Annotated in this window: 21 protein-coding genes, 1 pseudogene and 1 riboswitch; of the genes and pseudogenes, 13 read left to right on the forward strand and 9 right to left on the reverse strand. The window is 71.3% G+C overall.

The window, feature by feature from the left end:
* The first annotated feature begins 226 nt into the window (after nt 1-226).
* Entirely contained in the window at nt 227-547 is a 321-nt protein-coding gene (locus tag AC07DF_RS23305; protein WP_478974428.1) for a GYD domain-containing protein, read from the forward strand.
* 37 nt (nt 548-584) lie between these two features.
* On the opposite strand, the gene AC07DF_RS23310 is transcribed toward AC07DF_RS23305, so the two are convergent.
* On the reverse strand, nt 585-818 hold the full coding sequence (locus tag AC07DF_RS23310) for a ferredoxin (RefSeq protein WP_478974432.1): 234 nt from the start codon (nt 816-818) through the stop codon (nt 585-587).
* A 2-nt stretch (nt 819-820) separates the two neighbouring features.
* On the reverse strand, nt 821-2,272 hold the full coding sequence (locus tag AC07DF_RS23315; protein WP_478974435.1) for an aldehyde dehydrogenase: 1,452 nt from the start codon (nt 2,270-2,272) through the stop codon (nt 821-823).
* A gap of 105 nt (nt 2,273-2,377) precedes the next feature.
* Between AC07DF_RS23315 and AC07DF_RS23320 the strand changes: the two genes are divergently transcribed.
* The 3 genes from AC07DF_RS23320 to AC07DF_RS23330 all read left to right on the forward strand — a co-directional run bounded on the left by AC07DF_RS23320 (nt 2,378) and on the right by AC07DF_RS23330 (nt 4,931).
* Nucleotides 2,378-3,418 (forward strand): MBL fold metallo-hydrolase, encoded by a 1,041-nt coding sequence (locus AC07DF_RS23320; RefSeq protein WP_478974438.1) that lies wholly within the window; start codon nt 2,378-2,380, stop codon nt 3,416-3,418.
* Nucleotides 3,419-3,475: 57 nt separating this feature from the next.
* Nucleotides 3,476-3,931 (forward strand): nuclear transport factor 2 family protein, encoded by a 456-nt coding sequence (locus AC07DF_RS23325; protein ID WP_478974441.1) that lies wholly within the window; start codon nt 3,476-3,478, stop codon nt 3,929-3,931.
* A gap of 91 nt (nt 3,932-4,022) precedes the next feature.
* Nucleotides 4,023-4,931 carry a helix-turn-helix domain-containing protein gene (locus AC07DF_RS23330; protein ID WP_478974443.1) on the forward strand — a complete coding sequence of 303 codons (909 nt, stop codon included), beginning with the start codon at nt 4,023-4,025 and terminating at the stop codon, nt 4,929-4,931.
* Between the two features lie 17 nt (nt 4,932-4,948).
* Here AC07DF_RS23330 and AC07DF_RS23335 read toward each other — a convergent pair whose 3' ends face one another.
* Both AC07DF_RS23335 and AC07DF_RS23340 read right to left on the reverse strand, forming a co-directional pair.
* Complete coding sequence (locus AC07DF_RS23335; protein WP_478974446.1) at nt 4,949-5,764, reverse strand: SAM-dependent methyltransferase; 816 nt, start codon at nt 5,762-5,764, stop codon at nt 4,949-4,951.
* Between the two features lie 33 nt (nt 5,765-5,797).
* Entirely contained in the window at nt 5,798-6,475 is a 678-nt protein-coding gene (locus AC07DF_RS23340) for a phosphotransferase (protein WP_478974449.1), read from the reverse strand.
* Between the two features lie 38 nt (nt 6,476-6,513).
* A riboswitch (cobalamin riboswitch) is annotated at nt 6,514-6,646 on the forward strand.
* 124 nt (nt 6,647-6,770) lie between these two features.
* On the opposite strand from AC07DF_RS23340, the gene AC07DF_RS23345 reads away from it, so the two are divergent.
* From AC07DF_RS23345 to AC07DF_RS23365, 5 genes are read left to right on the forward strand one after another with little or no spacing between them, the layout of a single operon-like run.
* Nucleotides 6,771-7,982 carry a prenyltransferase/squalene oxidase repeat-containing protein gene (locus AC07DF_RS23345; RefSeq protein WP_478974452.1) on the forward strand — a complete coding sequence of 404 codons (1,212 nt, stop codon included), beginning with the start codon at nt 6,771-6,773 and terminating at the stop codon, nt 7,980-7,982.
* Complete coding sequence (locus AC07DF_RS23350; protein WP_478974455.1) at nt 7,979-8,617, forward strand: SCO2322 family protein; 639 nt, start codon at nt 7,979-7,981, stop codon at nt 8,615-8,617. Before AC07DF_RS23345 ends, AC07DF_RS23350 begins: the two co-directional genes overlap by 4 nt.
* On the forward strand, nt 8,604-9,731 hold the full coding sequence (locus AC07DF_RS23355) for a CbiQ family ECF transporter T component (RefSeq protein ID WP_478974458.1): 1,128 nt from the start codon (nt 8,604-8,606) through the stop codon (nt 9,729-9,731). The genes AC07DF_RS23350 and AC07DF_RS23355 overlap by 14 nt, the downstream gene beginning before the upstream one ends.
* Entirely contained in the window at nt 9,728-11,422 is a 1,695-nt protein-coding gene (locus tag AC07DF_RS23360) for an ABC transporter ATP-binding protein (RefSeq protein ID WP_478974461.1), read from the forward strand. The genes AC07DF_RS23355 and AC07DF_RS23360 overlap by 4 nt, the downstream gene beginning before the upstream one ends.
* Complete coding sequence (locus AC07DF_RS23365; protein WP_478974464.1) at nt 11,419-12,258, forward strand: ECF transporter S component; 840 nt, start codon at nt 11,419-11,421, stop codon at nt 12,256-12,258. The genes AC07DF_RS23360 and AC07DF_RS23365 overlap by 4 nt, the downstream gene beginning before the upstream one ends.
* Before the next feature lie 175 nt (nt 12,259-12,433).
* Here AC07DF_RS23365 and AC07DF_RS23370 read toward each other — a convergent pair whose 3' ends face one another.
* A complete protein-coding gene (locus tag AC07DF_RS23370; RefSeq protein ID WP_478974467.1) occupies nt 12,434-13,672 on the reverse strand; it encodes a cytochrome P450 in 1,239 nt (412 codons plus the stop codon).
* A gap of 217 nt (nt 13,673-13,889) precedes the next feature.
* Here AC07DF_RS23370 and AC07DF_RS23375 point away from each other — a divergent pair, with 217 nt between their 5' ends.
* On the forward strand, nt 13,890-15,059 hold the full coding sequence (locus AC07DF_RS23375) for a steroid 3-ketoacyl-CoA thiolase (protein WP_478974470.1): 1,170 nt from the start codon (nt 13,890-13,892) through the stop codon (nt 15,057-15,059).
* Here AC07DF_RS23375 and AC07DF_RS23380 read toward each other — a convergent pair.
* Nucleotides 15,043-15,234 (reverse strand): DUF397 domain-containing protein, encoded by a 192-nt coding sequence (locus tag AC07DF_RS23380; protein WP_478974473.1) that lies wholly within the window; start codon nt 15,232-15,234, stop codon nt 15,043-15,045. The two genes, AC07DF_RS23375 and AC07DF_RS23380, sit on opposite strands and share 17 nt — an antisense overlap.
* The gene (locus AC07DF_RS23385; RefSeq protein ID WP_478974476.1) at nt 15,215-16,042 is read right to left on the reverse strand and encodes a helix-turn-helix domain-containing protein; all 828 of its coding nucleotides are present in this window, start codon (nt 16,040-16,042) and stop codon (nt 15,215-15,217) included. The genes AC07DF_RS23380 and AC07DF_RS23385 overlap by 20 nt, the downstream gene beginning before the upstream one ends.
* Nucleotides 16,043-16,133: 91 nt before the next feature.
* Here AC07DF_RS23385 and AC07DF_RS23390 point away from each other — a divergent pair, with 91 nt between their 5' ends.
* Genes AC07DF_RS23390 through AC07DF_RS23400 form a run of 3 tightly spaced genes read left to right on the forward strand, consistent with a single transcriptional unit; the run spans nt 16,134 to nt 21,644 of the window.
* Nucleotides 16,134-16,544: an ATP-binding protein gene (locus tag AC07DF_RS23390; protein WP_478974479.1), complete on the forward strand. Its 411-nt coding sequence runs from the start codon at nt 16,134-16,136 to the stop codon at nt 16,542-16,544.
* 31 nt (nt 16,545-16,575) lie between these two features.
* On the forward strand, nt 16,576-17,409 hold the full coding sequence (locus tag AC07DF_RS23395) for a hypothetical protein (protein WP_478974482.1): 834 nt from the start codon (nt 16,576-16,578) through the stop codon (nt 17,407-17,409).
* Nucleotides 17,406-21,644, forward strand: a complete 4,239-nt coding sequence (locus tag AC07DF_RS23400; RefSeq protein ID WP_478974485.1) for an AAA family ATPase — start codon at nt 17,406-17,408, stop codon at nt 21,642-21,644. The genes AC07DF_RS23395 and AC07DF_RS23400 overlap by 4 nt, the downstream gene beginning before the upstream one ends.
* Here AC07DF_RS23400 and AC07DF_RS23405 read toward each other — a convergent pair.
* Nucleotides 21,616-21,789, reverse strand: a pseudogene (locus AC07DF_RS23405) (carboxypeptidase regulatory-like domain-containing protein); the annotation flags it as partial. The gene AC07DF_RS23400 and the pseudogene AC07DF_RS23405 overlap by 29 nt on opposite strands.
* Before the next feature lie 288 nt (nt 21,790-22,077).
* Nucleotides 22,078-22,422, reverse strand: a complete 345-nt coding sequence (locus tag AC07DF_RS23410) for a hypothetical protein (protein ID WP_478974488.1) — start codon at nt 22,420-22,422, stop codon at nt 22,078-22,080.
* Nucleotides 22,423-22,641: the final 219 nt, after the last annotated feature.

The raw sequence follows: 22,641 nt of genomic DNA on the forward strand, positions 1-22,641 counted from the left end.
CCTACCGTCGCAGTCGGCACCGGCGGAAACCCATACCTCCTGGCTTCCTGCCACCGTCGGCTACTCCGGTCGGACTCCCTCACTCGCCTCGTAGGCCAATTCCAGGCTAGAACTTCTGTCCGCAGAAGGAAGCCCCTTATGCGATATTTTTCGGAATTGTCCCTCCTGGTGGATCATAAGAGGTAGGAGCGACTGCTGGGACATACCGGAAGCTGGAGGTGTCCTCATGTCGAAGTACCTCTTCAAAGTCAAGCTGACCCCGGACGGGCTGAAGGGTCTGCTCAGCGAGGGCGGCACCGCACGGCGTGAGGTCGTCGGACGCATGGTCGAGGGCCTCGGGGGCCGGGTGGAGACGATGTACTGGGCGTTCGGCGACGACGACGTCTACCTCACGGCGGAGCTGCCCGGCAACACCTCCGCCGCGGCCATGGGCATGGTCGTGTCGGCCGCCGGCGGGGTGCGCACGAGCACGGTCGTACTGCTGTCGGCCGACGAGGTCGACGAGGCGGTCCGGCAGAAGGTGCAGTACCGGGCCCCAGGCGCCTGACACCCGCACCGCCAGACGCCCCTGGGCCGGACACGGTCTAGTCCTCCGGCGGGAACACCGCCTCGCCGCCGCCCCCCAGCGTGATCACGATCGCCTCCACCGGGCAGCTCTCCGCCGCCTCCAGGACCCTCTCGTTCGCGTCCGTGTCGGGAGTGAGCGGATGGGACTGGCGGGCCGGGTCCAGGCGGAAGCCGTCCGGGGCGTGGTGAACGCACTGGGCACTGCCGATGCACAGGGAGCGGTCGACCTCGACGTGCCAGCGGTCGCCCATCTCTACGCTTCCGCCGGGAGGTGGATCATCTTGTGCTCCAGGTACTCGCCGTACCCCTCGGGCCCGAACTCCCGTCCCAGGCCGGAGTTCTTGTAGCCGCCGAAGGGGCCGAGCATGTCCAGGCTGAAGGTGTTGACGGAGTACGTGCCCGTGCGGACCTGCCGGGCGACGTCGATGCCGTGCTCGACGTCCGCGGTCCAGACGCTGCCGCTCAGCCCGTAGTCGGAGTCGTTGGCGATCTTCACGGCGTCGGACTCGTCGTCGTAGGGCAGCAGGCAGATGACGGGACCGAAGATCTCCTCGCGGGCGATGCGCATGGAGTTGTCGACGTCGCCGAAGAGGGTCGGCTCGACGTACCAGCCACGGTCCAGACCGGCCGGGCGTCCGCCGCCGGTGAGGATCTTCGCGCCCTCCTCCTGGCCGATGCGGATGTAGTCGAGGTTGCGCTGCTGCTGCCGCCTGGCCACGAGCGGGCCCACCTGGGTGGCGGGGTCCAGCGGGTCGCCGACCACGAGCGCGCCGGCCGCCGCGGCCAGGGCGTCGGCGAACTCGTCGTAGCGGGAGCGCGGGAGCAGGATGCGGGTCTGGGCGACGCAGGCCTGGCCGTTGTTCATCCAGGCCGCGGGGGCGATGCCCGCCACGGCCGTCTCGACGTCCGCGTCGGGCAGGACGACGGCCGCCGACTTGCCGCCCAGTTCGAGCGTCACACGGGTGAGGTTGCGGGCGGCCACCTCCATCACACGCTTCCCGGCGGCGACAGACCCGGTGAAGGACACCTTGTCGATGCCGGGGTGCCCGACCAGGCACTCGCTCACCTCCCGGTCGGCGGGCAGGATCGAGAGCACACCCTCGGGCAGCCCGGCCTCGCGGGCGATCTCGCCGAGCAGATACGCGTCGAGCGGCGACTCGGGCGAGGGCTTGAGGACGACCGTGCAGCCGGTGAGCAGCGCGGGGGCGAGCTTGGCGGCGGCGACGAACTGCGGGACGTTCCAGGGCACGACGGCGGCCACGACCCCGACCGGCTCCCGCCGCACCAGAATCCTGCCCAGCACGCCGTCGCGCCGCTCCTCGTACGTGAAGTTACGGGCGACGGTGATCGCCGAGTCCCAGACCATCACCGCGCCGAAGGCCTGGGCGAGGATGCTCCAGGAGTACGGCGAGCCGTTCTGGCCGGAGATCACGCGGGCGATCTCCTCGTGCCGGGCGACGATCCCGTCCTTGATCCGGCTCACGACCTCGATCCGCTCATCGAGGCTCATACGCGGCCAGGGCCCCTCGTCGAACGCCCGCCGCGCCACCCCCACGGCCCGGTCCACATCCGCGGCCGAGGCGTGCGGGACGCGTCCGATGACCTCTTCCTTGTGCGGCGAGACCACCTCGATGACGTCCTGGCCCAGGGGGTCGGTCAACTCCCCGCCGATGAACAGCTGTCCGTGTTCCACGAGTTCGGTCATGGCACATGCCTCCCGGGGACGGGCCCGTTCCTGACGGTATTTCAGAACTGATACCAGTTCTAGTTATAGTGGGCAATGGCCGTGGGGTCTGGGGGCGGAGGGCAGATGAAGAGCAGCCGGAACGGGCCCGTGCACGACCACGGTGGAGGTGTCCGGTCCCTCCGGGTCCCCATCCCGGACAACCCCCTCGGCCACACGCTCGTGTACGTCGTCGACACCGACCGGGGGCCGGTGCTCATCGACACCGGCTGGGACGACCCGCAGTCCTGGGACACCCTCGCGGACGGGCTCACGGCGTGCGGCACCTCGGTGGCCGAGATCCACGGCGTGGTCATCACCCACCACCACCCGGACCACCACGGTCTGTCCGGCCGGGTCCGCGAGGCCTCGGGCGCCTGGATCGCGATGCACGCGGCGGACACCGCGGTCGTACGGCGGACCCGGGAAGCCCGGCCCGAGCGCTGGTTCTCGTACATGACGGCCAAGCTCACCGCCGCCGGCGCGCCCGAGGAGCACCTCGCCCCGCTGCGCACGCCCCGGCCCCGCGCCCTGCCCGGCCTCTCCCCCGCCCTGCCCGACCGCGACATCGTCCCGGGCGAACTCCTCGACCTCGCCGGCCGCCGCCTGCGCGCGATCTGGACCCCGGGGCACACGCCCGGCCACGTCTGCCTGCACTTGGAGGAGGAACACCCGGCCCGACTGCCCGGCCACGGCCGCCTGTTCTCCGGTGACCACCTGCTGCCCGGGATCACCCCGCACATCGGCCTCTACGAGGATCCCGACGAGGCCACGGTCACCGACCCCCTCGGCGACTACCTCGACAGCCTCGAACGCGTGGGCCGCCTCGCCCCCGCCGAGGTGCTCCCGGCCCACCAGCACCCCTTCCCGGACGCCGCCGGCCGTGTGCGCGAGCTGCTCACCCACCACGAGGACCGCCTCAACGCCCTGCGGGCCCTCCTCGCCGAGCCGCTGACTCCCTGGCAGCTCGCCGAACGCATGGAGTGGAACCGCCCCTGGGAGCAGATCCCGTACGGTTCGAGGAACATCGCGGTCTCCGAGGCAGAGGCCCATCTGCGCCGCCTGGTCAAACTGGGCCGGGCGGAGGCGGTGCCGGGGAGCGTGCCGGTGACGTACGTGGCCGTCTAGGTGTGGCCGTCCAGGTGACGTACCCGGCTGTCCGGGTCAGGTGCTAGAACCAAGCCCATGGACCCCATGGAACACCTCCTCGCCGAACGCGCCTGCGAGCGGCTGATCCTCGACTTCGTCCACCGGCTCGACCTGGGCGACCCCTCCTCCGTCGCCGAGCTGTTCACCGAGGACGGCGTCTGGCAGTGGCCGCAGGACGGGCGGCTGGTCAAGGGACGCGACGCCCTGCGGGCCTACTTCGGCTCCCGCCCCGCCGACCGGCTCTCCCGCCGCATGATGTCCAACGTCCTGGTCACGGTGACCTCCCCGGACACCGCCCGGGCGATCTCGTACTTCACGACCTACCGCGTCGACGGCTACGACGGCGGCGTCATCCCGGCCGGGCCGCCCGTCCAGGTCGGGCACTACGAGGACGAGTTCCGGCGGACCGACGGACCCTGGCTGCTCGCCTCCCGGAGTCTTCACCTGCCCTTCGGCGGTCCCACACCGCGGTCGAACCCGCCTTTGGCATAAGCGGGATGGGGCCAGGGCAGGGCCTCTAGGATGAACGAGCCGCGGCGCCCCCACGCGCGCGGCGTTGCGCACCACCGCAAGGAGACATGCCATGGGCAGCGAAGAGGCCGCTCGAACGTCGCCCTTCAGCGGAGTCCTGGACGGGAGATCCGCCGGGCCCATGGTCCCCCGGCTGGCGCTGGGCGCCCGGCTGCGCAGGCTGCGGGACGCGCGAGGCATCGGCAGGGCGGAGGCGGGTGACGTCATCCGCGCCTCCCCGTCCAAGATCAGCCGCATGGAGGCCGGCCGCCACGGGTTCAAACTGCGGGACGTCGCCGACCTGCTCACGCACTACGGCGTCACGGACGAGGCCGAACGCGCCACCTTGCTGGCGCTGGCCGAACAGGCCAACACCCACGCCTGGTGGCAGTACTACAGCGACGTGGTGCCCTCCTGGACGCAGAGCTACCTCGGTGCCGAGCAGGCGGCGAGCGTCATCCGCTGCTTCCAGATACAGCGCGTCCCCGAACTGCTCCAGACCCCCGACTACGCGCGCGCCGCCGTCCGGCTCGCCCACACCGACGCCGACGCGCGGGAGATCGACCGCCGGGTGGCGTTGCGGATGACGCGGCAGCGGATCCTGCACCGGCAGCCGGGAGCGGCCCAGCTCTGGGCCGTGATCGACGAGGCGGCGCTGCGGCGCCCGGTGGGCGGGCCGGAGGTGATGCGCGCCCAGCTCAGGCATCTCATCGAGGTCTGCCGGCTTCCGCAGGTCACCGTCCAGATCCTGCCGTTCCTCTCCGGCGGGCATGCCGCGGAGGGCGGTCCGGTCACCATTCTGCGGCTGCCCGGCGGCCAGTTGCCCGACGTGGTCTACCTCGAGCAGCTCACCACCGCGCTCTATCCCGACAAGCCGGCCGACATCGAGCGCTACTGGGACGCCATGAACCGGCTGGTGGTCGAAGCCGAGTCACCGGACGAGACTCCGACCATCCTGCACCGCATACTTCAGGAGACCTGAGCGAGGCTCCCCGGGGTTCAGCGCTTGAGGGCGACACCGCCGTACTGGTGCACCTCCGCCGGCAGGCCCAGGGCCTCGGCGTCGGGACGCCAGCGCGAGCAGGACGTGACGCCCGGCTCCAGCAGCTCCAGACCGTCGAAGTAGCGGGCGATCTGCTCGGGGCTGCGCAGGATGTACGGGATCGAGCCGCCGTCGTTGTACTGCCCGATGGCCCGGAGGTAGTCCTCGCTGGTGTCGGTGCTGTCGTACTGGACGAGGTAGCTGCCGGACGGCAGGGCGTCCACCAGCTCCGCCACGATCGAGCGCGCCTCGTCGTGGTCCTCGATGTGGCCGAGGATGCCCATCAGCATGAGCGCGACGGGCTGGTCGAAGTCCAGCGTCTTACCGGCTTCCCGGACGATCGTGCTGGGCTTGCGCAGGTCGGCGTCGACGTAGTTGGTGACGCCTTCCGGTGTGCTGGTGAGCAGCGCGCGGGCGTGGGCCAGCACCAGCGGGTCGTTGTCGACGTAGACGATCCGGCTCTCCGGGGCCACCCGCTGGGCGATCTGGTGGGTGTTGTCCACGTTGGGCAGCCCGGTGCCGATGTCCAGGAACTGGCGGATGCCCTCTTCGGCGGCGAGATGGCGAACGGCGCGGGCGAGGAAGTAGCGAGCGGCGCGCGCCCCGGTCTCGATCCCGGGGAAGATCTCGCGGAACGCGTCACCGGCCACACGGTCGACTTCGTAGTTGTCCTTCCCGCCCAGCCAGTAGTTCCAGATCCGCGCCGAGTGCGGAACCGAGGTATCGATCTTGGAGAGCGGCTCCTGCTCGGAGTTCCCCGCCTGATCAGTCATGGACGCTCCTGCGTGTGGTCGTGGAGCTTCACGTTAACCGGTTTGCCTCACGGACAGGATCAACTCCTCGGCGTGGTGCAGCAGTTCGACCTCCCTGCCGCTCATGGTCGGATTGCCGGCCCGCCGGCGCAGCGCCTCCGTCAGGTTCGGCCGCGTGAGCGGGGTCGGGCCCGCGAGGAGGGCGGCCAGCATGGTGCGGGCGGCCGTGGCCAGGGGGTCGCCGGAGACGGCGGCCTGGGCGAGGATCACCGCCGACGCCGCCCAGTCCAGCCCCGGGTCGCCCTCCTCCGTGTTGGACCAGTCGATGACGCGCGGCCCCTCGGGCGTGAGCATCACGTTCTCCGGGTGGAGGTCCAGGTGGAGGACGCGGGCCGCCGGGTCGGTGGAGTGCAGGGCGGGGACGGTGTGCAGGTCGCGCAGGAGCCCGGCCAGGATCGAACCGGCCTCCGCCACCTCCAGCGTGCCCGCCAGACAGGCCTGGAGCATGGTCGGGCCGGAGAGCCGCTCCATCACCAGGTCGGAGCGCGAGCCGGTCGGGCGCACCCGGGGCACCGGATAGCCGTGGGAACGCACGTGCTCCATCACCGCACCCTCGGCCGCCGCGTCGCCCCCGCCCTCCCGTTCCCGGCGCAGCACCCAGATCTCGTCGATCTCGTACACGTCGGCGCGGCGGCCCGAGCCGAGGAGCCTTCCCGGTGGTGTCGTCGCCATGGGCCGAAGTTACCCGGCCGTACGGCGCCCTCGGCCCGTTTTTGACGTGCGGGTACAGTAAGCGGGTCGTCATCACACCCGTACAGGGGGAAGCCGGTGCAATTCCGGCGCTGACCCGCAACCGTGAACCGCCCGCCGAGGCAGGCGGTGAGCCGGATCGCCCCGTACGGATCGTGACCGGCTCACGTGCCCGGCAGCCCGCCGGTGCACGGCACCGTCGAGGTATACGGAGCCGAGCCGCCCGGGGGTGCCCCGTGCTGCCCGACTCCCCCACAGGGAGAGGCACCCGCCGATCATGAACGTCCGCCGCAGCGCCGCGGTCCTGGCCGCAGTCGCCGTGATCGGCGCCGCCACCCCGGCCGCCGCCGACCCGTCCCCGTCACCGTCCCAGGCGTTCCCCTCCGCCCTGTACGGGGGCAAGGACCCGAAGTTCGACGGCGTCTGGCGCCAGTCGCTCGCCTTCCTCGCGCAGGACACGGTGGGTGTGAAGCCCGCCGGAAAGTCCGTCCAGTGGCTGGTCCGGCAGCAGTGCGAGGACGGCGGGTTCGCCTCTTACCGCCCCGACCCCACCGCCGCGTGCGACGCCAAGACCATGCTGGACACCAACGCCACGGCCGCCGCCGTCCAGGCCCTGGCCACGCTCGGCGGTCAGGACGCCGTCACCGGCAAGGCCGTCGGCTGGCTGAAGTCCGTCCAGAACAAGGACGGCGGCTGGGGCTACTCGCCCGGCGGCGCCAGCGACACCAACTCCACGTCCGTCGTCATAGGCGCGCTGACCGCCGTCGGCGAGAAGCCGGACCAGGTCGAGAAGGGCGGGAAGTCGCCCCTCGACGCCCTGCTGAAGCTCGCCCTGCCCTGCGGCGGGGACGGTGACGGCGCCTTCGCGTTCCAGCCGGACAAGAAGGGCAAGCTGGCGGCCAACGCGGACGCCACGGCGGCGGGTGTGCTGGGCACGCTGGGCACGGGCATGGTGGTGAAGCCCGGCAGTACCAAGTCCGACGCCACCTGCGCCAAGCCAGGGACACCGGAGCAGGCGGCGGCCAACGGTGCCGCCTACCTCACGAAGGCCCTCACCAAGGACGACGGCCACCTCACCTCGGCCCTCGCCGGTGCGGACCCCCAGCCCGACCACGGCAACACCGCCGACGCGGTCGTCGCGCTCGCCGCACGGGGCGACACCGCACAGGCCGAGAAGTCCCTGGCCTGGCTGGAGAAGAACTCCGCGACCTGGGCCGCCCAGAACGGCCCCGCCGCCTACGCCCAGCTGATCCTCGCCGCGCACGCGACCGGCGCGAACCCGCGCGACTTCGGCGGCACGGACCTGGTGAAGCAGCTCAACGCGACGGGCCCGGCCCCGCAGGCCCCCGAACAGCCTTCGGCTGCCGACACGAAGGACGACGCGAAGTCGGACTTCTTCGGCGTCTGGTGGTACGTCGGGGTCTGCCTCGTCGCCGGTATCGGCATCGGCTTCCTCTTCACCGGCCGCAAGAAGAGGCAGCAGTCATGATCCGCCGGGCCGTTCTCCTCCTGCTGGCCTCGCTCCTGCTCATCGCGGGCGCGGGCCAGGCCCAGGCCGCCGGATACCGGTACTGGTCGTTCTGGGACCGCGACGGCGACCGCTGGGTCTACGCCACCCAGGGCCCGTCCATGGCCCGCCCCTCGGACGGCGACGTCCAGGGCTTCCGCTTCGCGGTGAGCGAGGACTCCGCCGAGGCGGCCCGGCCGCGCGGCACGGCCGACTTCGAGACCATCTGCGCGAAGACCCCCGCGCAGGACGGCAAGAAGCGGGTGGCGCTCGTCATCGACCCCGGCACGAAGACGGACGCCCCGCAGGGCGAGACCCCGCCCCCCGCCCGGACGGCCTGTGCCCGGGTCTCCCCCGACGCGACCACGGCAGATGCCCTCGCGACGGTCGCCAAGCCGCTGCGCTACGACACGAACGCCCTGCTGTGCGCGATCGCGGGCTACCCGGAGAAGGGCTGCGGTGAGCAGGTGTCCGGCTCCAAGAAGTCGTCACCGGCGGCGAAGAAGGACACGTCCGACGACAAGGGCCCGTCCCTGGGCCTGCTGGCGGGCATCGCCGTGGTGACGGCACTGGGGGCGGCGGCGGTCTGGCAGGTACGGCGGCGTGACCAGGCTTAGCAGCGCGGACCGGCTCAGCGACGCGCCCTCCCACCCCCCGCGCCGGCCCCGAGCCCCTCTGCACCCCGGGGCCTGGTGGCTCTGGTCCCTCTCCCTCGGCACCGCCGCCACCCGCACCACCAACCCCCTCCTCCTCACCCTCCTCATCGCGGTCTCCGCCTACGTCGTGGCGACCTGCCGCCCGGCGACCCCCTGGTCCCGTTCCTACGGCGCCTTCGTCAAACTCGCCCTCGCCGTCCTGCTCGTCCGCCTCCTCTTCGCGATCGTCCTGGGCTCCCCCATCCCCGGCACGCACACCCTCGTCCCCCTCCCCGAAGTGCCCCTCCCCGACTGGGCGCAGGGCATCCGTCTCGGCGGCGAGGTCACGGCCGAGGCCCTCGCCTTCGCGTTGTACGACGGTCTGCGACTGGCCGCCCTGCTCGTCTGCGTCGGCGCCGCGAACGCCCTCGCCAATCCCTCACGCCTCCTCAAGTCCCTCCCGGGCGCCCTGTACGAGATGGGCGTCGCGGTCGTCGTCGCCCTCACCTTCGCGCCGAACCTCATCGCCGACGTCCAGCGCCTGCGTGCCGCCCGCCGGCTGCGCGGCCGCCCGGACAAGGGGCTCCGGGGCCTGCTGCAGGTGGGCCTCCCGGTCCTGGAGGGCGCGTTGGAGCGCTCGGTGTCCCTGGCCGCCGCGATGGACGCCCGTGGCTACGGCCGTACCGCCCGGGTCCCGGCCGCGGTCCGCCGTACCACCGCCGTCCTCACCCTCGGCGGCCTGCTCGGCGTCTGCGCCGGAACGTACGGGCTGCTCACCGCCGAGGGCGCCGCCTACGGCTTCCCAATCCTGCTCGTCGGCCTCGCCGCCGCTCTCGCGGGCCTCCGGCTCGGCGGCCGGAGGTCGCTGCGCACCCGGTACCGCCCGGACCGCTGGGACGTGCGCGCGCTGCTGGTCGTCGCCTCCGGCGTGGCGGTCGCCGCGCTCCTCGTGCTCGCCTCGGTCCGTGACCCCGCGGCCCTGCACCCCGGCGTGGTGCCGCTCGTGGCCCCCACGCTCCCCGTCTGGCCCGCGGCGGCGATCCTGCTCGGTCTGCTGCCCGCGTTCGTCGCCCCCGATCCCAAGGAGCCGTCGTGATCCGCTTCGAGGATGTCTCCGTGACGTACGACGGTGCTTCCGAACCCACCGTCCAGGGCATCGACTTCGAGGTCCCGGAGGGCGAACTCGTCCTCCTGGCCGGTCCGTCAGGTGTCGGCAAGTCCACCGTCCTGGGCGCGGTCAGCGGGCTCGTGCCGCATTTCACCGGCGGCACCCTGCGGGGCAGGGTCACGGTGGCCGGACGCGACACCCGCACGCACAAGCCGCGCGAACTCGCCGACGTCGTCGGCACGGTGGGCCAGGATCCGCTCGCCCACTTCGTCACCGACACCGTCGAGGACGAACTCGCCTACGGCATGGAGTCGCTGGGCCTCGCCCCGGACGTGATGCGCCGCCGCGTGGAGGAGACGCTCGACCTCCTCGGCCTGGCCGACCTGCGAAGCCGCCCGATCGCGACGCTCTCCGGCGGCCAGCGGCAGCGCGTGGCGATCGGCTCGGTCCTCACCCCGCACCCCGCCGTCCTCGTCCTGGACGAGCCGACCTCCGCACTCGACCCGGCCGCCGCCGAGGAGGTCCTGGCGGTCCTCCAGCGCCTCGTGCACGACCTCGGCACGACGGTCCTCATGGCAGAACACCGCCTGGAACGCGTCATCCAGTACGCCGACCAGGTCGCCCTGCTGCCGAGCCCGGGCGCCGCCCCGATCGTCGGCCCTCCGGCCGAGGTCATGGCGGTGTCCCCGGTGTATCCCCCGGTGGTGGCCCTGGGCCGCCTGGCCGGCTGGACCCCCTTGCCACTGACGGTCCGTGACGCGCGGCGGAGGTCAGCGGATCTACGCGGACGTCTTGAGGGACGCGAGGGCATCGCCCTTCAGGGGCGTGGGGCTGCAATCAATTTGCGGCTACCGCCGCGTGGGCGCGACCAGCCACACACCACCGGCACCCGCCGACACCCGGCACCCCCCACCCCCGTAGGCGAAGTACAAGCCCTCTCCGTCACACGCTCCCGCATCCAAGCCCTGCGCCACATCGACCTCACGATCACCCCCGGCGAAACCATCGCCCTCATGGGCCGCAACGGCGCCGGAAAATCCACCCTCCTCAACTCCCTGGTGGGCCTCATCACCCCCACCTCCGGAACCATCCGGCTCGGCGAAGCCACACCGCACCGCACCGCCCCGAGGGACCTCGTCCGCAAGGTCGGCCTCGTCCCCCAGGAACCCCGCGACCTCCTCTACGCCGACACCGTCGCCGCCGAGTGCGCGGCGGCCGACCAGGACGCGGGAGCGACACCCGGCACCTGCCGTGCCCTGGTCACCGAGCTGCTCCCGGGCGTCACCGACGACACTCACCCCCGGGACCTCTCGGAGGGCCAGCGTCTCGCCCTCGCCCTGGCCGTCGTACTGACCGCCCGGCCCCCGCTGCTGCTCCTGGACGAGCCGACCCGGGGCCTGGACTACGCGGCGAAGGCCCGGCTGGTCACCGTGCTGCGCGCACTCGCCGCCGAGGGGCACGCCATCGTGCTGGCGACACACGACGTGGAGCTGGCGGCCGAGATCGCCCACCGGGTCGTGCTGCTCGCCGAGGGCGAGGTGATCGCGGACGGGCCTACGGCGGACGTCGTGGTCTCATCCCCGTCCTTCGCCCCGCAGGTCACCAAGATCCTGGCCCCGCAGCACTGGCTCACGGTGTCCCAGGTCCGCGAGGCCCTGCACTCCGAGGCCGGTTCATGAACACCCGGCGCCAGGCCCGGGCCGTCCGCCTCGGCCCCCGCTCCCTCGCCGCCCTGGCCCTCGTCAGCGCCGTGGGCGTCGTCGGCTTCACCTGGCCCTTCCTCGCCCCGCCCACGTCGCAGCTCAGCGCCCACGCGCAGGACGCGCCCTGGCTCTTCGCGGGCCTGCTCGTGCTGCTCGTGGCGGTGGTGGCCGCGGCGATCTCGGAGTCCGGTCTGGGCCCGAAGGCGGTGGCGATGCTCGGCGTGCTGGCCGCCACGGGGGCCGCCCTGCGGCCGATCGGCGCCGGTACGGCCGGTATCGAGCCGATGTTCTTCCTGATGGTGCTGAGCGGCCGGGTCCTCGGCCCGGGCTTCGGGTTCGTGCTGGGCTCGGTGACGATGTTCGCGTCGGCGCTGCTCACGGGCGGGGTCGGCCCCTGGATGCCGTTCCAGATGCTGGCGATGGGCTGGTTCGCGATGGGCGCGGGGCTGCTGCCGGGCCCGGACCGCCTGCGCGGCCGTACCGAGCTGGCGATGCTCGCCGGGTACGGCTTCCTCGCCGCGTTCGCCTACGGCACGGTGATGAACATGGCCGGCTGGCCCTTCATGAGCGCGCTCGCCTCGAACGTCGCCTTCGACCCGCAGGCGGCGGTCCCCGCCAACCTGGCCCGCTTCCTGGCGTACTGCCTGGCCACCTCGCTCGGCTGGGACCTGGGCCGGGCCGTCGTCACGGTCGCCCTGACACTGACCCTGGGCCCGGCGGTGCTCAGGGCGCTGCGCCGCGCCACACGCCGGGCGGCGTTCGAGACGCCGGTCACCTTCGACGCGCCCACGGCAGTGAAGCGCCCCACATGACCGACGTCACGTACGAAGCGAGGCCGTAGATACCAGTCCCGGTCACAGGCCTAGCCGCCGCCCTGAATGCGGCCGCACCTAGTAAAAGGGGACATTGCAGGCATCAGCGAAGGCTGTTTCTCTGGACGGCCAGGCGGCGGCCCCCTGATCCCCGGGGTCGCCGCCTTCGCCCCACTCAGCTGCCCGTACTGACGCGGAGCTCCTTCACACCGTTGATCCATGCCGACCGCAGCCGGCGCGGATCGTCCACCAGCCTCAGACCCGGCATGGCATCGGCGATGGCGTTGAAGATGAGGTCGATCTCCAGTACCGCGAGGGACTTGCCGAGGCAGTAGTGCGGGCCGCCCCCGCCGAACCCGAGGTGCGGGTTGGGATCGCGGGTGACGTCGAAGTCGTCCGGCTCGTCGAAGACCTCGGGGTCGTGATTGGCGGAGGCGTAGAACAACCCCACCCGATCCCCCTTGCGGATGCGCTTGCCGCCCAGCTCGGTGTCCTGTGTGGCGGTGCGCTGGAAGGCGGCGACCGGGGTCGCCCAGCGCACGATCTCCTCCGCCGTCGTCGACGGGCGCTCCCTCTTGTACAGCTCCCACTGCTCGGGGTGGGTGAGGAAGGCGTGCATGCCGTGGGTGATGGCGTTGCGGGTGGTCTCGTTGCCCGCGACGGCCAGCATCAGCACGAAGAAGCCGAACTCGTCCGAGTTGAGGTTGCCCTCGTTCTCCGCCGCGACCAGTTGCGTGACGATGTCGTGGGCGGGGCACTGCTTGCGGTCGGCGGCCATGTTCATCGCGTAGGCGATGATCTCCGTGGCCGACTCGGCGCCGACCTCCTCGGTGATGGCGTACTCGGGATCGTCGTAGGCGATCATCTTGTTGGACCAGTCGAAGATCTTGTCCCGGTCCTCCTGCGGTACGCCCATCAGCTCCGCGATCGCCTGGAGCGGCAGTTCGCAGGCGACCTGGGTGACGAAGTCGAACGGCCCGGTGTGCGTGCGGGCGTTGGCGACGATCGCGAGGGCCCGGGCCCGCAGCCGTTCCTCCAGGGCTCGGATCGCCCGGGGCGTGAACCCGCGCTGCACGATCTGCCGGACCCGGGTGTGCTCCGGCGGGTCCATGTTGAGCAGGATGAACCGCTGGGCGTCGATGGAGTCCCGGTCGATGTGCTCGTTGAAGCGGATGATCGCCGTGTTGAGGTACGACGAGAACAGCTCCGGGTGTGTGGAGACGTACTTGACGTCGGCGTGCCGGGTGACGGCCCAGTACCCCTCGTCCTGGAAGCCGGCGAGACCGGGCGGCTGCGGCACCCAGCAGACCGGCTCGACCCGGCGCAGCTCGGCGAACTCCGGCAGGGGCACGCGTTGATGGAGCAGGTCCGGGTCGGTGAAGTCGAACCCGTCGGGCAGCGCGGGACAGGGCATGGGCGGCTCCCACCACTCGTACCGACTCTTGTTCTGACGGCCCATCAGCTGTGCGGAGTTGCGGTGACGGTAGTAACGGGTTCTACAACTAGCAAGAGGCATGGACCCCTCAATTGCCCGCACGACCCTTGCGGTCACCGAGTGACCGTCAGCACACTGCTGACAGAACTAGAACGCGTACTAGTTCCGCGTAGCCTCCCGGAGAGGACCCGCACCCATGGCTGCCGAACCCGTGATCGTCGAAGCCGTACGCACTCCGATCGGCAAGCGCGGCGGCGCGCTCGCCCATCTGCACCCCGCCTATCTGCTGGGCGAGACCTACCGCGAACTCCTGGGCCGCACCGGCATCCCCGCCGACTGCGTCGAACAGATCGTCGGCGGCACGGTCACCCACGCCGGCGAGCAGTCCATGAACCCCGCGCGCACGGCCTGGCTCACGATGGGGCTGCCGTACGAGACGGCGGCGACGACCGTCGACGCGCAGTGCGGGTCGTCGCAGCAGGCCTCCCACATGCTGGCCAACATGGTCGCCACCGGCGTGATCGACGTCGGCATCTCCTGCGGGGTGGAGTCGATGTCCCGGGTGCCGCTGGGGTCGGGCTCGAAGCACGGGCCGGGCAAGCCGTTCCCCGACGAGTGGAACGTGGACCTGCCGAACCAGTTCGAGGCGGCCGAGCGGATCGCCCGGCACCGGGGGCTGACGAGGGAGAACGTCGACGCGCTCGGGCTCGCCTCCCAGGAGCGGGCCGCCCACGCCTGGGCGGAGGAGCGCTTCAAACGAGAGACCTTCGCCGTCCAGGTCCCGACGACGGAGGAAGAACAGCACGCCGGGCAGGGCATGTGGCGCCTGGTCGACAAGGACGAGGGTCTGCGCGACACGTCGGCGGAAGCACTGGCTTCTCTGAAGCCGATCATGCCGACTGCTGTGCACACGGCCGGCAACTCGTCGCAGATCTCCGACGGGGCGGCGGCGATCATGTGGGCGTCGAAGCGGATGGCTCGCGCCCTGAAGCTGCGACCCCGGGCCCGGATCGTGGCCCAGGCGCTGGTGGGGTCCGACCCCCACTTCCACCTCGACGGCCCGATCGACGCGACCAACGCCGTGCTGGGCAAGGCCGGGATGTCCCTGAAGGACATCGACCTCGTCGAGATCAACGAGGCGTTCGCGTCCGTGGTACTGAGTTGGGCGCGGGTCTTCGAGCAGGACCTGTCGAAGGTGAACGTCAACGGCGGCGCGATCGCCCTCGGGCACCCGGTCGGGGCGACCGGGGCCCGGCTCATCACGACGGCGCTTCATGAACTGGAGCGCACGGACAAGGAGTTCGCGCTGATCACGATGTGTGCGGGGGGCGGTTTGGCCACCGGCACGATCATTCAGCGGTTGTAGTCGCCGTCGTCCAGTTGATGAAGGTGGAGAACGTGGCGGGGTCGAGGGTGAGGATCGGTCCCGCCGGGTTCTTGGAGTCGCGTATTGCGACGGTGGTGTGCGGGGTTTCGGCGACCTCCAGGCACTGGCCGCCCTGGTCGCTGCTGTACGACGACTTATGCCACTGGATCCCCATAGCGTTCCTCCATCACGCGCCGGATGAGCTTCGCCGAGTCCTTGAGGGAGAGCGCGGCAGCTCGAAGGTGATCGTAACGGAGCGAGCAGTTCTTGACGGTGTCCGGATTCGCAGTTGGATGACCGCTGCCGTAGCTCTCCGTGTAGACGATGGTCGGATCGCTCGCAAAGCGGTAGATGTCGAATGAGCCTGTCAGCCCTGCGTGCGCACCCGCCGAGAACGGCAACACCTGGATGTTGATCCGAGGGTCGCGCTCGAAGGACAACAGGTGGGCCAGTTGCTCCCGCATTACTTCCGGGCTCCCGATCTCCAAGTACAGCGCGGCCTCGCTCAGGACCGCCCAGAAGACCGGCGGTTCCGCCTTCTCGAAGACCCGCTGACGAGCCAGCCGTACCGCCGTGCGGTCTTCGAGGTCGGTCTGGTCCAGCGCCCCGAGTACGGCCCCCGCGTACCCCTGGGCCTGCAGCAGCCCGAGGACCATGTGCGTCTGGAAGGAGCAGATCTCGGTGGCCCGCATCTCCAGCTCCGCCACCTGCTGGAACCAGGCCGGAAGCCGACTGCGCAGCACCAGTTCCACCAGCCGGGAGAACATGCCGTCCGTGCCCAGGGCCGCGTCCGCCCGTTCGCTGAACTCCGGCGTCGGAACCTTCCGCGCTGTCTCGATCTGGCCCACCAGCGAGCCGGTGTAGTTGAGGATTCCCCCGAGCTGCTTCAGCGTCAGGCCCGCCGCCTCCCTGTGCCGCCGCAGCTCGAAGCCGTAGTAGTCCAAGGGCGAGGCACCCGGGTCAAGGGCGTTGATGTTGGTCACGCAGAGCCCCTCTCACGCAACTCCGTCCACCACGGGACGGGTTGTATTCGTTCCGTAGCCGAGGGTAGTCACCGCACGTCAGCCTCGTCTCGTGAACGATTACTTTCCCGCCCAGTACACGATCCGCCTCACCGTCGGTGAACACGCAGCCCGCCACATCCGCCGTATCGTGCGCTCCTTCCTCGAGGAGTGGCGCACGCCCGAGCTGTCCGACGCCGTGGAACTCGGCGTGACCGAGCTGCTCGCGAACGTCGTACGGCACGTTCCGGACCGGCGCTGCACCCTGCTGTTGCTGCGGCAGCCGCACGGCGTGCGGGTCGAGGTGTCGGACGGCAGCGACGGGCTGCCCGTCTCCCCGCCCCGGCAGGACCCTGACGCCGAGAACGGACGTGGGCTGCTCCTGCTCGACGCGATGGCCGACAAGTGGGGCGTGTCGGTGTGGCGTGAGGGCGGGAAGACGGTGTGGTTCGAATGCGGGGCCGAGCCGGCCACTCTAGAGTGAAGGGTCCTGCTGAACTCGGGGGACGGGTGCGATGGCGCGGATCGTTGGTGTGCACGGGGTGGGGAAGCAGCGGCTGGGAAGCAAGACGCTGCTGAAGGACTGGGAGCCGGCGCTCGCCGACGGGCTCGACCGGGCGGGCGGCCCGGAACTCGCCACCGGTGACCTGCGGATGGCGTTCTACGGCGACCTGTTCCGGCCCCCCGGGCACACCCTCGCCGTCGGCGACCCGATGTTCACGGCGGACGACGTGGAGGACGGGTTCGAGTCGGAGCTGCTGCTGGAGTGGTGGTCGGAGGCGGCACGGGTCGATCCGAGCGTGCCGCCGCCCGGTGGGGACACCCTGGCCCGCTCCCCACGTGCCGCGCAGACGGCCCTGCGGGTCCTCCAGCACTCGCGCTTCTTCGGCGATGTGACCCTGCGGGCGCTGGTCTTCGATCTGAAGCAGGTCCGCCGCTATCTGCTGGACGGGGAGTTGCGGGAGGCGGCCCGGAGCCGGGTCGAGGAGGCGATAGGCCCCGACACGCGGGTGGTGGTGGCGCACTCGCTCGGCTCGGTCGTCGCGTACGAGGCGTTGTGCGCACTGGACGGGCACGGAGTGCGCGCGCTGGTGACGCTGGGGTCGCCGCTGGGGATGCGCATGGTCGTCGACCGGCTGCGACCCGGGCCTGAGACGTGGCCGGGGACGGCGTCGTGGACGAACGTCGTCGACCAGGGCGATGTCGTGGCAGCGGTGCGGGACCTGTCGCTGTTCTTCGGGACGGGCGTGGCCGGAAGGGTCGTCCACAACGGCTCGCACGCGCACGACGCCACGCTCTATCTGACGGCGAAGGAGACGGGCGAAGCGGTAGCGGAGGGCCTGGCGTGAGCGGGACCGAGCCACGGCGTTTCCTCATCGCGACCGCTGTCAGCCACTACCCGAACGCGCCTGCGGAGCTGGAGTGGGACCGGCCGGGTTTGGTGGAGGCCCGTCGCAGGGTGGTGGAGCTGTTCACCGGCGAGCTCGGCTACACGCACGTGTCCGACCTCGGCCTGAACCCCAGCAAGCACCAACTGCTGCGCGAGTTGCGCGAGTTCTGCCGTGCTCCAGAGCGCCGTCCGGACGATGTCGTCGCCGTGTACGTCGCGGGGCACGGGGAGGTCCTCGACAACGGCGACTATGTCCTGCTCACCGCGGACACCGAGCCGGACGATCTGTACGACGCGCTGCTGCCCGGCACGCTGGCGCGCAAGATCCTCGCCGGGACGAAGGTGCGGCGGCTGCTGCTGATGCTCGACACCTGCTTCTCCGGCCAGGGCGGCAACGAACTGCTGGCCGCCATGGCCCGGTTGAAGAACGACTGGCGCGAGGACGAGGCCGGTCTGGCGGTGATCACCTCGGCGCAGCCGCGGGAACTCGCCCAGACGGGTGCCTTCCCGGAGCTGCTGGCCGAGGCGGTGACCAGCCTGGCCACGGCCGGCTACACCCCGCCGCTGCTGGCCCTGGACGCGGTCGTGAACGCCACGCGCACCAACCCGAAACGCCCGGACTTCCAGCACATCGGCCTGGAGATCATCGGCCTGACGGGCGAGATCCCGCCGTTCCTGCCCAACGCGAAGCACAGCCACCGTCTCTCCCACACCGACATGGCCCTGCAACAGGCGGCGGAGTGGGACGAGCAGGACAAGCGCCGGGACGTGGAGTTCCGGACGCGGCTGCTGCGGCGGGCGATGGGGCACAGCGATCCGAGCAGGGTGGGCTGGTGGTTCTCGGGCCGTCACCGGGCCCTGCACGACATCACCGAGTGGCTCGGCGACCCGGCCGCCGAGGCGTGCCCGGCGCTGGTGGTCACCGGTGCTCCCGGGTCGGGTAAGACGGCCGTACTGGGTCTGCTGGCGGCGGTGAGCGACCCCGAGTACCGGCGTACGGTGCCGCTTTCGTCGATCGGACTGCGCGAGGATCAGCTTCCGCCTGCGCAGTCCATCGGGACGACCGTGTACGCGCAGAGCCTCACCGACCAGCAGATCGTGCGGGCGGTCTGCGCGGCGCTGCGGCTGCCGCCGGTGGAGGCGGTGGCGGATCTGCTCAACCACCTCGGTGCCCGTCCCGAACCGGACCGCCCTCACGTCATCCTCATCGACGGCCTGGACGAGGCGGCGACGCCGACGAGCCTGTGCGGTCAGGTGTTACGCCCGCTGATGGAACTGGCGGCGGCTCACCTGCGCCTCCTCCTCGGCACCCGCCCCCACCTCTTCGCTCCCCTCGGCCTGTCCCCGGACGGCCACATCGACCTCGACTCGACGCTGTACGCCGACCCGGACGCCGTCCTCGTCTACACGCTGCGCAATCTCCTGGACGCCCACCGGGACTCGCCGTACCTCGATTGCCCGGGCCGGGTGCGCATGGGTGTGGCGGAGGCGGTCGCCGCGGCTGCGGGCAACTGCTTCCTGGTCGCCCGCATCACCGCGGGCACGCTCGCCGCGACCCCGGCCCTGCCCGACCCGGACGACCCCGTCTGGCGCCGCTCCCTGCCCCGCGCCGCGGCCGACGCCATGCACCGCGACCTGCACCAGCGCTTCGCCGACGACGCCGACCGCATCCTCGACCTCCTCCGCCCCCTCGCCTACGCCGAGGGCCAGGGCCTGCCCTGGGAGGACATCTGGGCCCCGCTCGCCTCGGAACTCGCCGGCCGGCCGTACGCCAATCACGACCTTCACCAACTCCGGCGAGACGCCGGGGCGTACGTCGTCGAAGCGGTGGAGGACGGGCGGTCGGTGTACCGGCTGTACCACGAATCGATGGCGGAGTATCTGCGACAGGGACAGGACCCGGGGCGGGCGCACCGGGCGTTCACGGTGGTGCTGCGGGGGGCGGTGCCGTATCACCTGGACGGCACACGCGACTGGGGGCGGGCACATCCGTACGCCCTGCGGCACCTGGCCACCCACGCGGTCGCCGCCGGTTTGCTCGACACGCTGCTGGCCGACACCGAGTACCTGGTCCACGCGGACTGTGACACCCTCGCCCTCCACCTGCTGCGGGCCGAGAGCGACCTCGCGCGCCTGCACGCGGCGATCTATCTCCTCGCCCTCAACGTCCATCGCGAGCTGGACGTGGCGAGCCGGCGCCAGGTCCTGGCGGTGAACGCCGCTCGTTTCAACGTGCCGACGGTCCTGGAGGCGTTCAACAGCCGGTCGGCCAAGCATACGTGGAAGCCCGTCACCGCGTCCGGCTGGCAGGTGTCGGCCAACATGCGGGGCGCGTTGGTCGGTCACACGGCCCCGGTGGGCGGGGTGGCTTGCACGGAGCTGAACGGCCGGCCGGTCGCCGTCACCGCTGCCCGGGACAACACCGTGCGGATCTGGGATCTGACCACCGCACGGCCGCTCGGAGAACCGCTGTCCGGGCACACCGACGCGGTCCAGGCGGTGGTGTGCACGGAGCTGGACGGTCGTCCCGTCGCCGTCACCGGCTCGAAGGACAACACGGTCCGGATCTGGGACCTGACCACCGGCCGCCCCGTGGGAGAGCCCCTGACCGGCCACACCAAGTCGGTGGAGAAGCTGGTGTGCACGGAGCTGGACGGCTGCCCGGTCGCCGTCACCGGAGCGGAGGACAACACGGTCCGGATCCGGGACCTGGCCACCGGCCGCCCCGTGGGAGTGCCGCTGACCGTGAAGGGCCATGTGACCTCCCTCGCGTGTGCGGTGGTGCGTGGCCGGCCCGTCGTCGCCGTCAGCGCGATCGGAGAAGATCTGTTTGTCTGGGACCTGGGGTCCCAGCGCAAGCTGCGCGCTCTGCAGGGCACCAGGGACCTCTGGATCCTGGCCGTGGGATGTACACGGCTGGACGACCGCCCGGTCGCCGTCGGCCACGCACGGGACGGTTCCATGCACCTCTGGGACCTGGAGACCGGCCGGTACCTGGCCGAGTGGCCGGGCCACGCCGACTGGGCGTTCTCGCTGGTGTGCGCGGAGCTCGACGGCCGGCCGGTCGCGCTCGTCAGCCACGAGGACGCGACCGTCCGGACCTGGGACCTGACCACGCGGCAGCAGGTGGGGCCGCCGCTGAAGGGGCACAACTCCGGTGTTCTGTCGGTGACATGCTCGTCACTGTCCGGGCAGTCGGTCGCCGTCACCGGATCGTTCGACGGCACGGTGCGGGTCTGGGACCTGTCGCCTCGCCAGGTCGCCGGCGAACCCGTGATCGGTCACACCAACGTGGTCACGAGCCTCGACCTGTCGTCCCTCGACGAACGACCCGTCCTGGTCACCGCCTCCGAGGACAGAACCGTGCGGGTGTGGGATCTTGCCACCGGACTGCCCGTGGGCGAGCCCATGGCCGGCCACGCGGAAGGTGTGCGATCCATGGTCTGCACGATGCTGGCCGGTCGCCCGGTCGCGGTCAGCAGTGGCGACCTGGACTACACCGTGCGGACATGGGACCTCTTGTCGGGCGAGCCCGTGGGGGCGCCCATCCTGCTCGACTTCGAATCCGTCGAGCGGGTGGCGTGCACCGCCCTGAAGGGACGCCCGGTCGCGGTCGGCACGACGTTGAAGGCCAACGTACGGGTGTGGGATCTCGCCACGGGCGAAGAGATGTATCCGCCCCTCAAGGGCCACGGCAGATGGGTCTCGGTCGTCGCGTGCACGGTACTGGACCGCCGCCCGGTCGCCGTCACGGCGTCCTCGGCCGACAAGACCGTCAGGGTCTGGGATCTGGCCAAGGGCCGAGCCCTGGGGGCTCCCGCACCGGGCTATTCGCAGGGGCCGATCGCCTGTACGACGCTGGGCGACCGCCCAGTGGTCCTGTTCGCCTCGGAAGACCACGCGATCCGGGTGCGGGACCTGCGCACACACCAGGACGTCGGGCCCGCGATGACCGGCCACACCCGATTCGTGACCGCCCTAGTGTGCGCCGAGTTGGACGGTCGCCCGGTCGCCGTCACCGGCTCGCCCGACCACTCGGTCCGGATCTGGGATCTCCGCACCTTCAGCCTCATCGATGTCATCCACGTACCCGGAACGTGCCAAGCGGTGGCCCTGCACGAAAGCGGCCTCCTGGCCTGTGCCTTCGGTAGTGACATAGCCGTCTTCAGCAGAGAGGGCCGTCAGCTGTCCTGATGCGCCAGCCGCGGATGGACCTGGCGATCAGGGAGTAGTCGCCCGCGTCCAGGTCGGTGAAGGCGTAGGCGCCGTCCGCGCCGGTGATGGCGGTGCCCACGACGTTCCCGGCGTCGACGAGGGTGACCCGCGCGTCGGTCACGGGGGTGCGGCCGGGCGGTAGCCGGTGGCTTTCACGCACGACCGTGAGGTCACCGGCGGGCAGGTCGCCGAAGCCGAACCCGCCGGTCACGTCGTACGGCATGTCCTGGACCGGCCCCGCCCCGGCAGGACCCGGACGCCGAGAACGGACGTGGGCTGCTCCTGCTCGACGCGATGGCCGACAAGTGGGGCGTGTCGGTGTGGCGTGAGGGCGGGAAGACGGTGTGGTTCGCATGCGGATGGCCTGGGGAAGCCCTGGAAAGCTGATTCGGGCTCGGGCGTAACCATCGGGTCAGAGCGGGGTCCCCGCCGTGCACACCCACGGCAGCCGGGAGATCAGCCAGCCGTCTCCAAGGGGGGCTCCCTCGACGGTGAGCAGGGTTCCCGAGCGGACTCGTACGGCCTCCTTCAGTGCCGTATCGCGCAGCGCGGGAGCCTCGGACAGGGCCTGCGCGAGTGCCGTGACGGCGGCTCTGACCCGGCGTGTCGCGCACATCTGAGGGTGGACGGCCCACACCTCACGGTCCGATGCCGCGTGGCGCAGCCGAGCGAAGGAGACCAGCCCGCAGTCCGTCGGAGTGAGGACGGGATCCGTGCCCTGCGCGAAGCGCGCGAACCGGTCCTGCGGTGCCAGCACCGCCGGCGCGCCACCGGGGCCCGGCGCGAGCCCGCCCGCCCGGCCTCCTCGCCGACCGCGAGCCCGAGCGCCGCCCAGCCGGGCTCCTCGTCCTGGGCGACGGTGAGCGCGTTCACCCCAAGGGCCAGCGCGCCCTCGACGATCCTGCGGGCCGGCGCGTCCCCGTCGGGTGCCCAGCTCAGTGCGGGTACCCCGGCCCGTACGAAGGGCAGCAGGCAG

This window comes from Streptomyces sp. NPDC044719 (assembly GCF_056433405.1).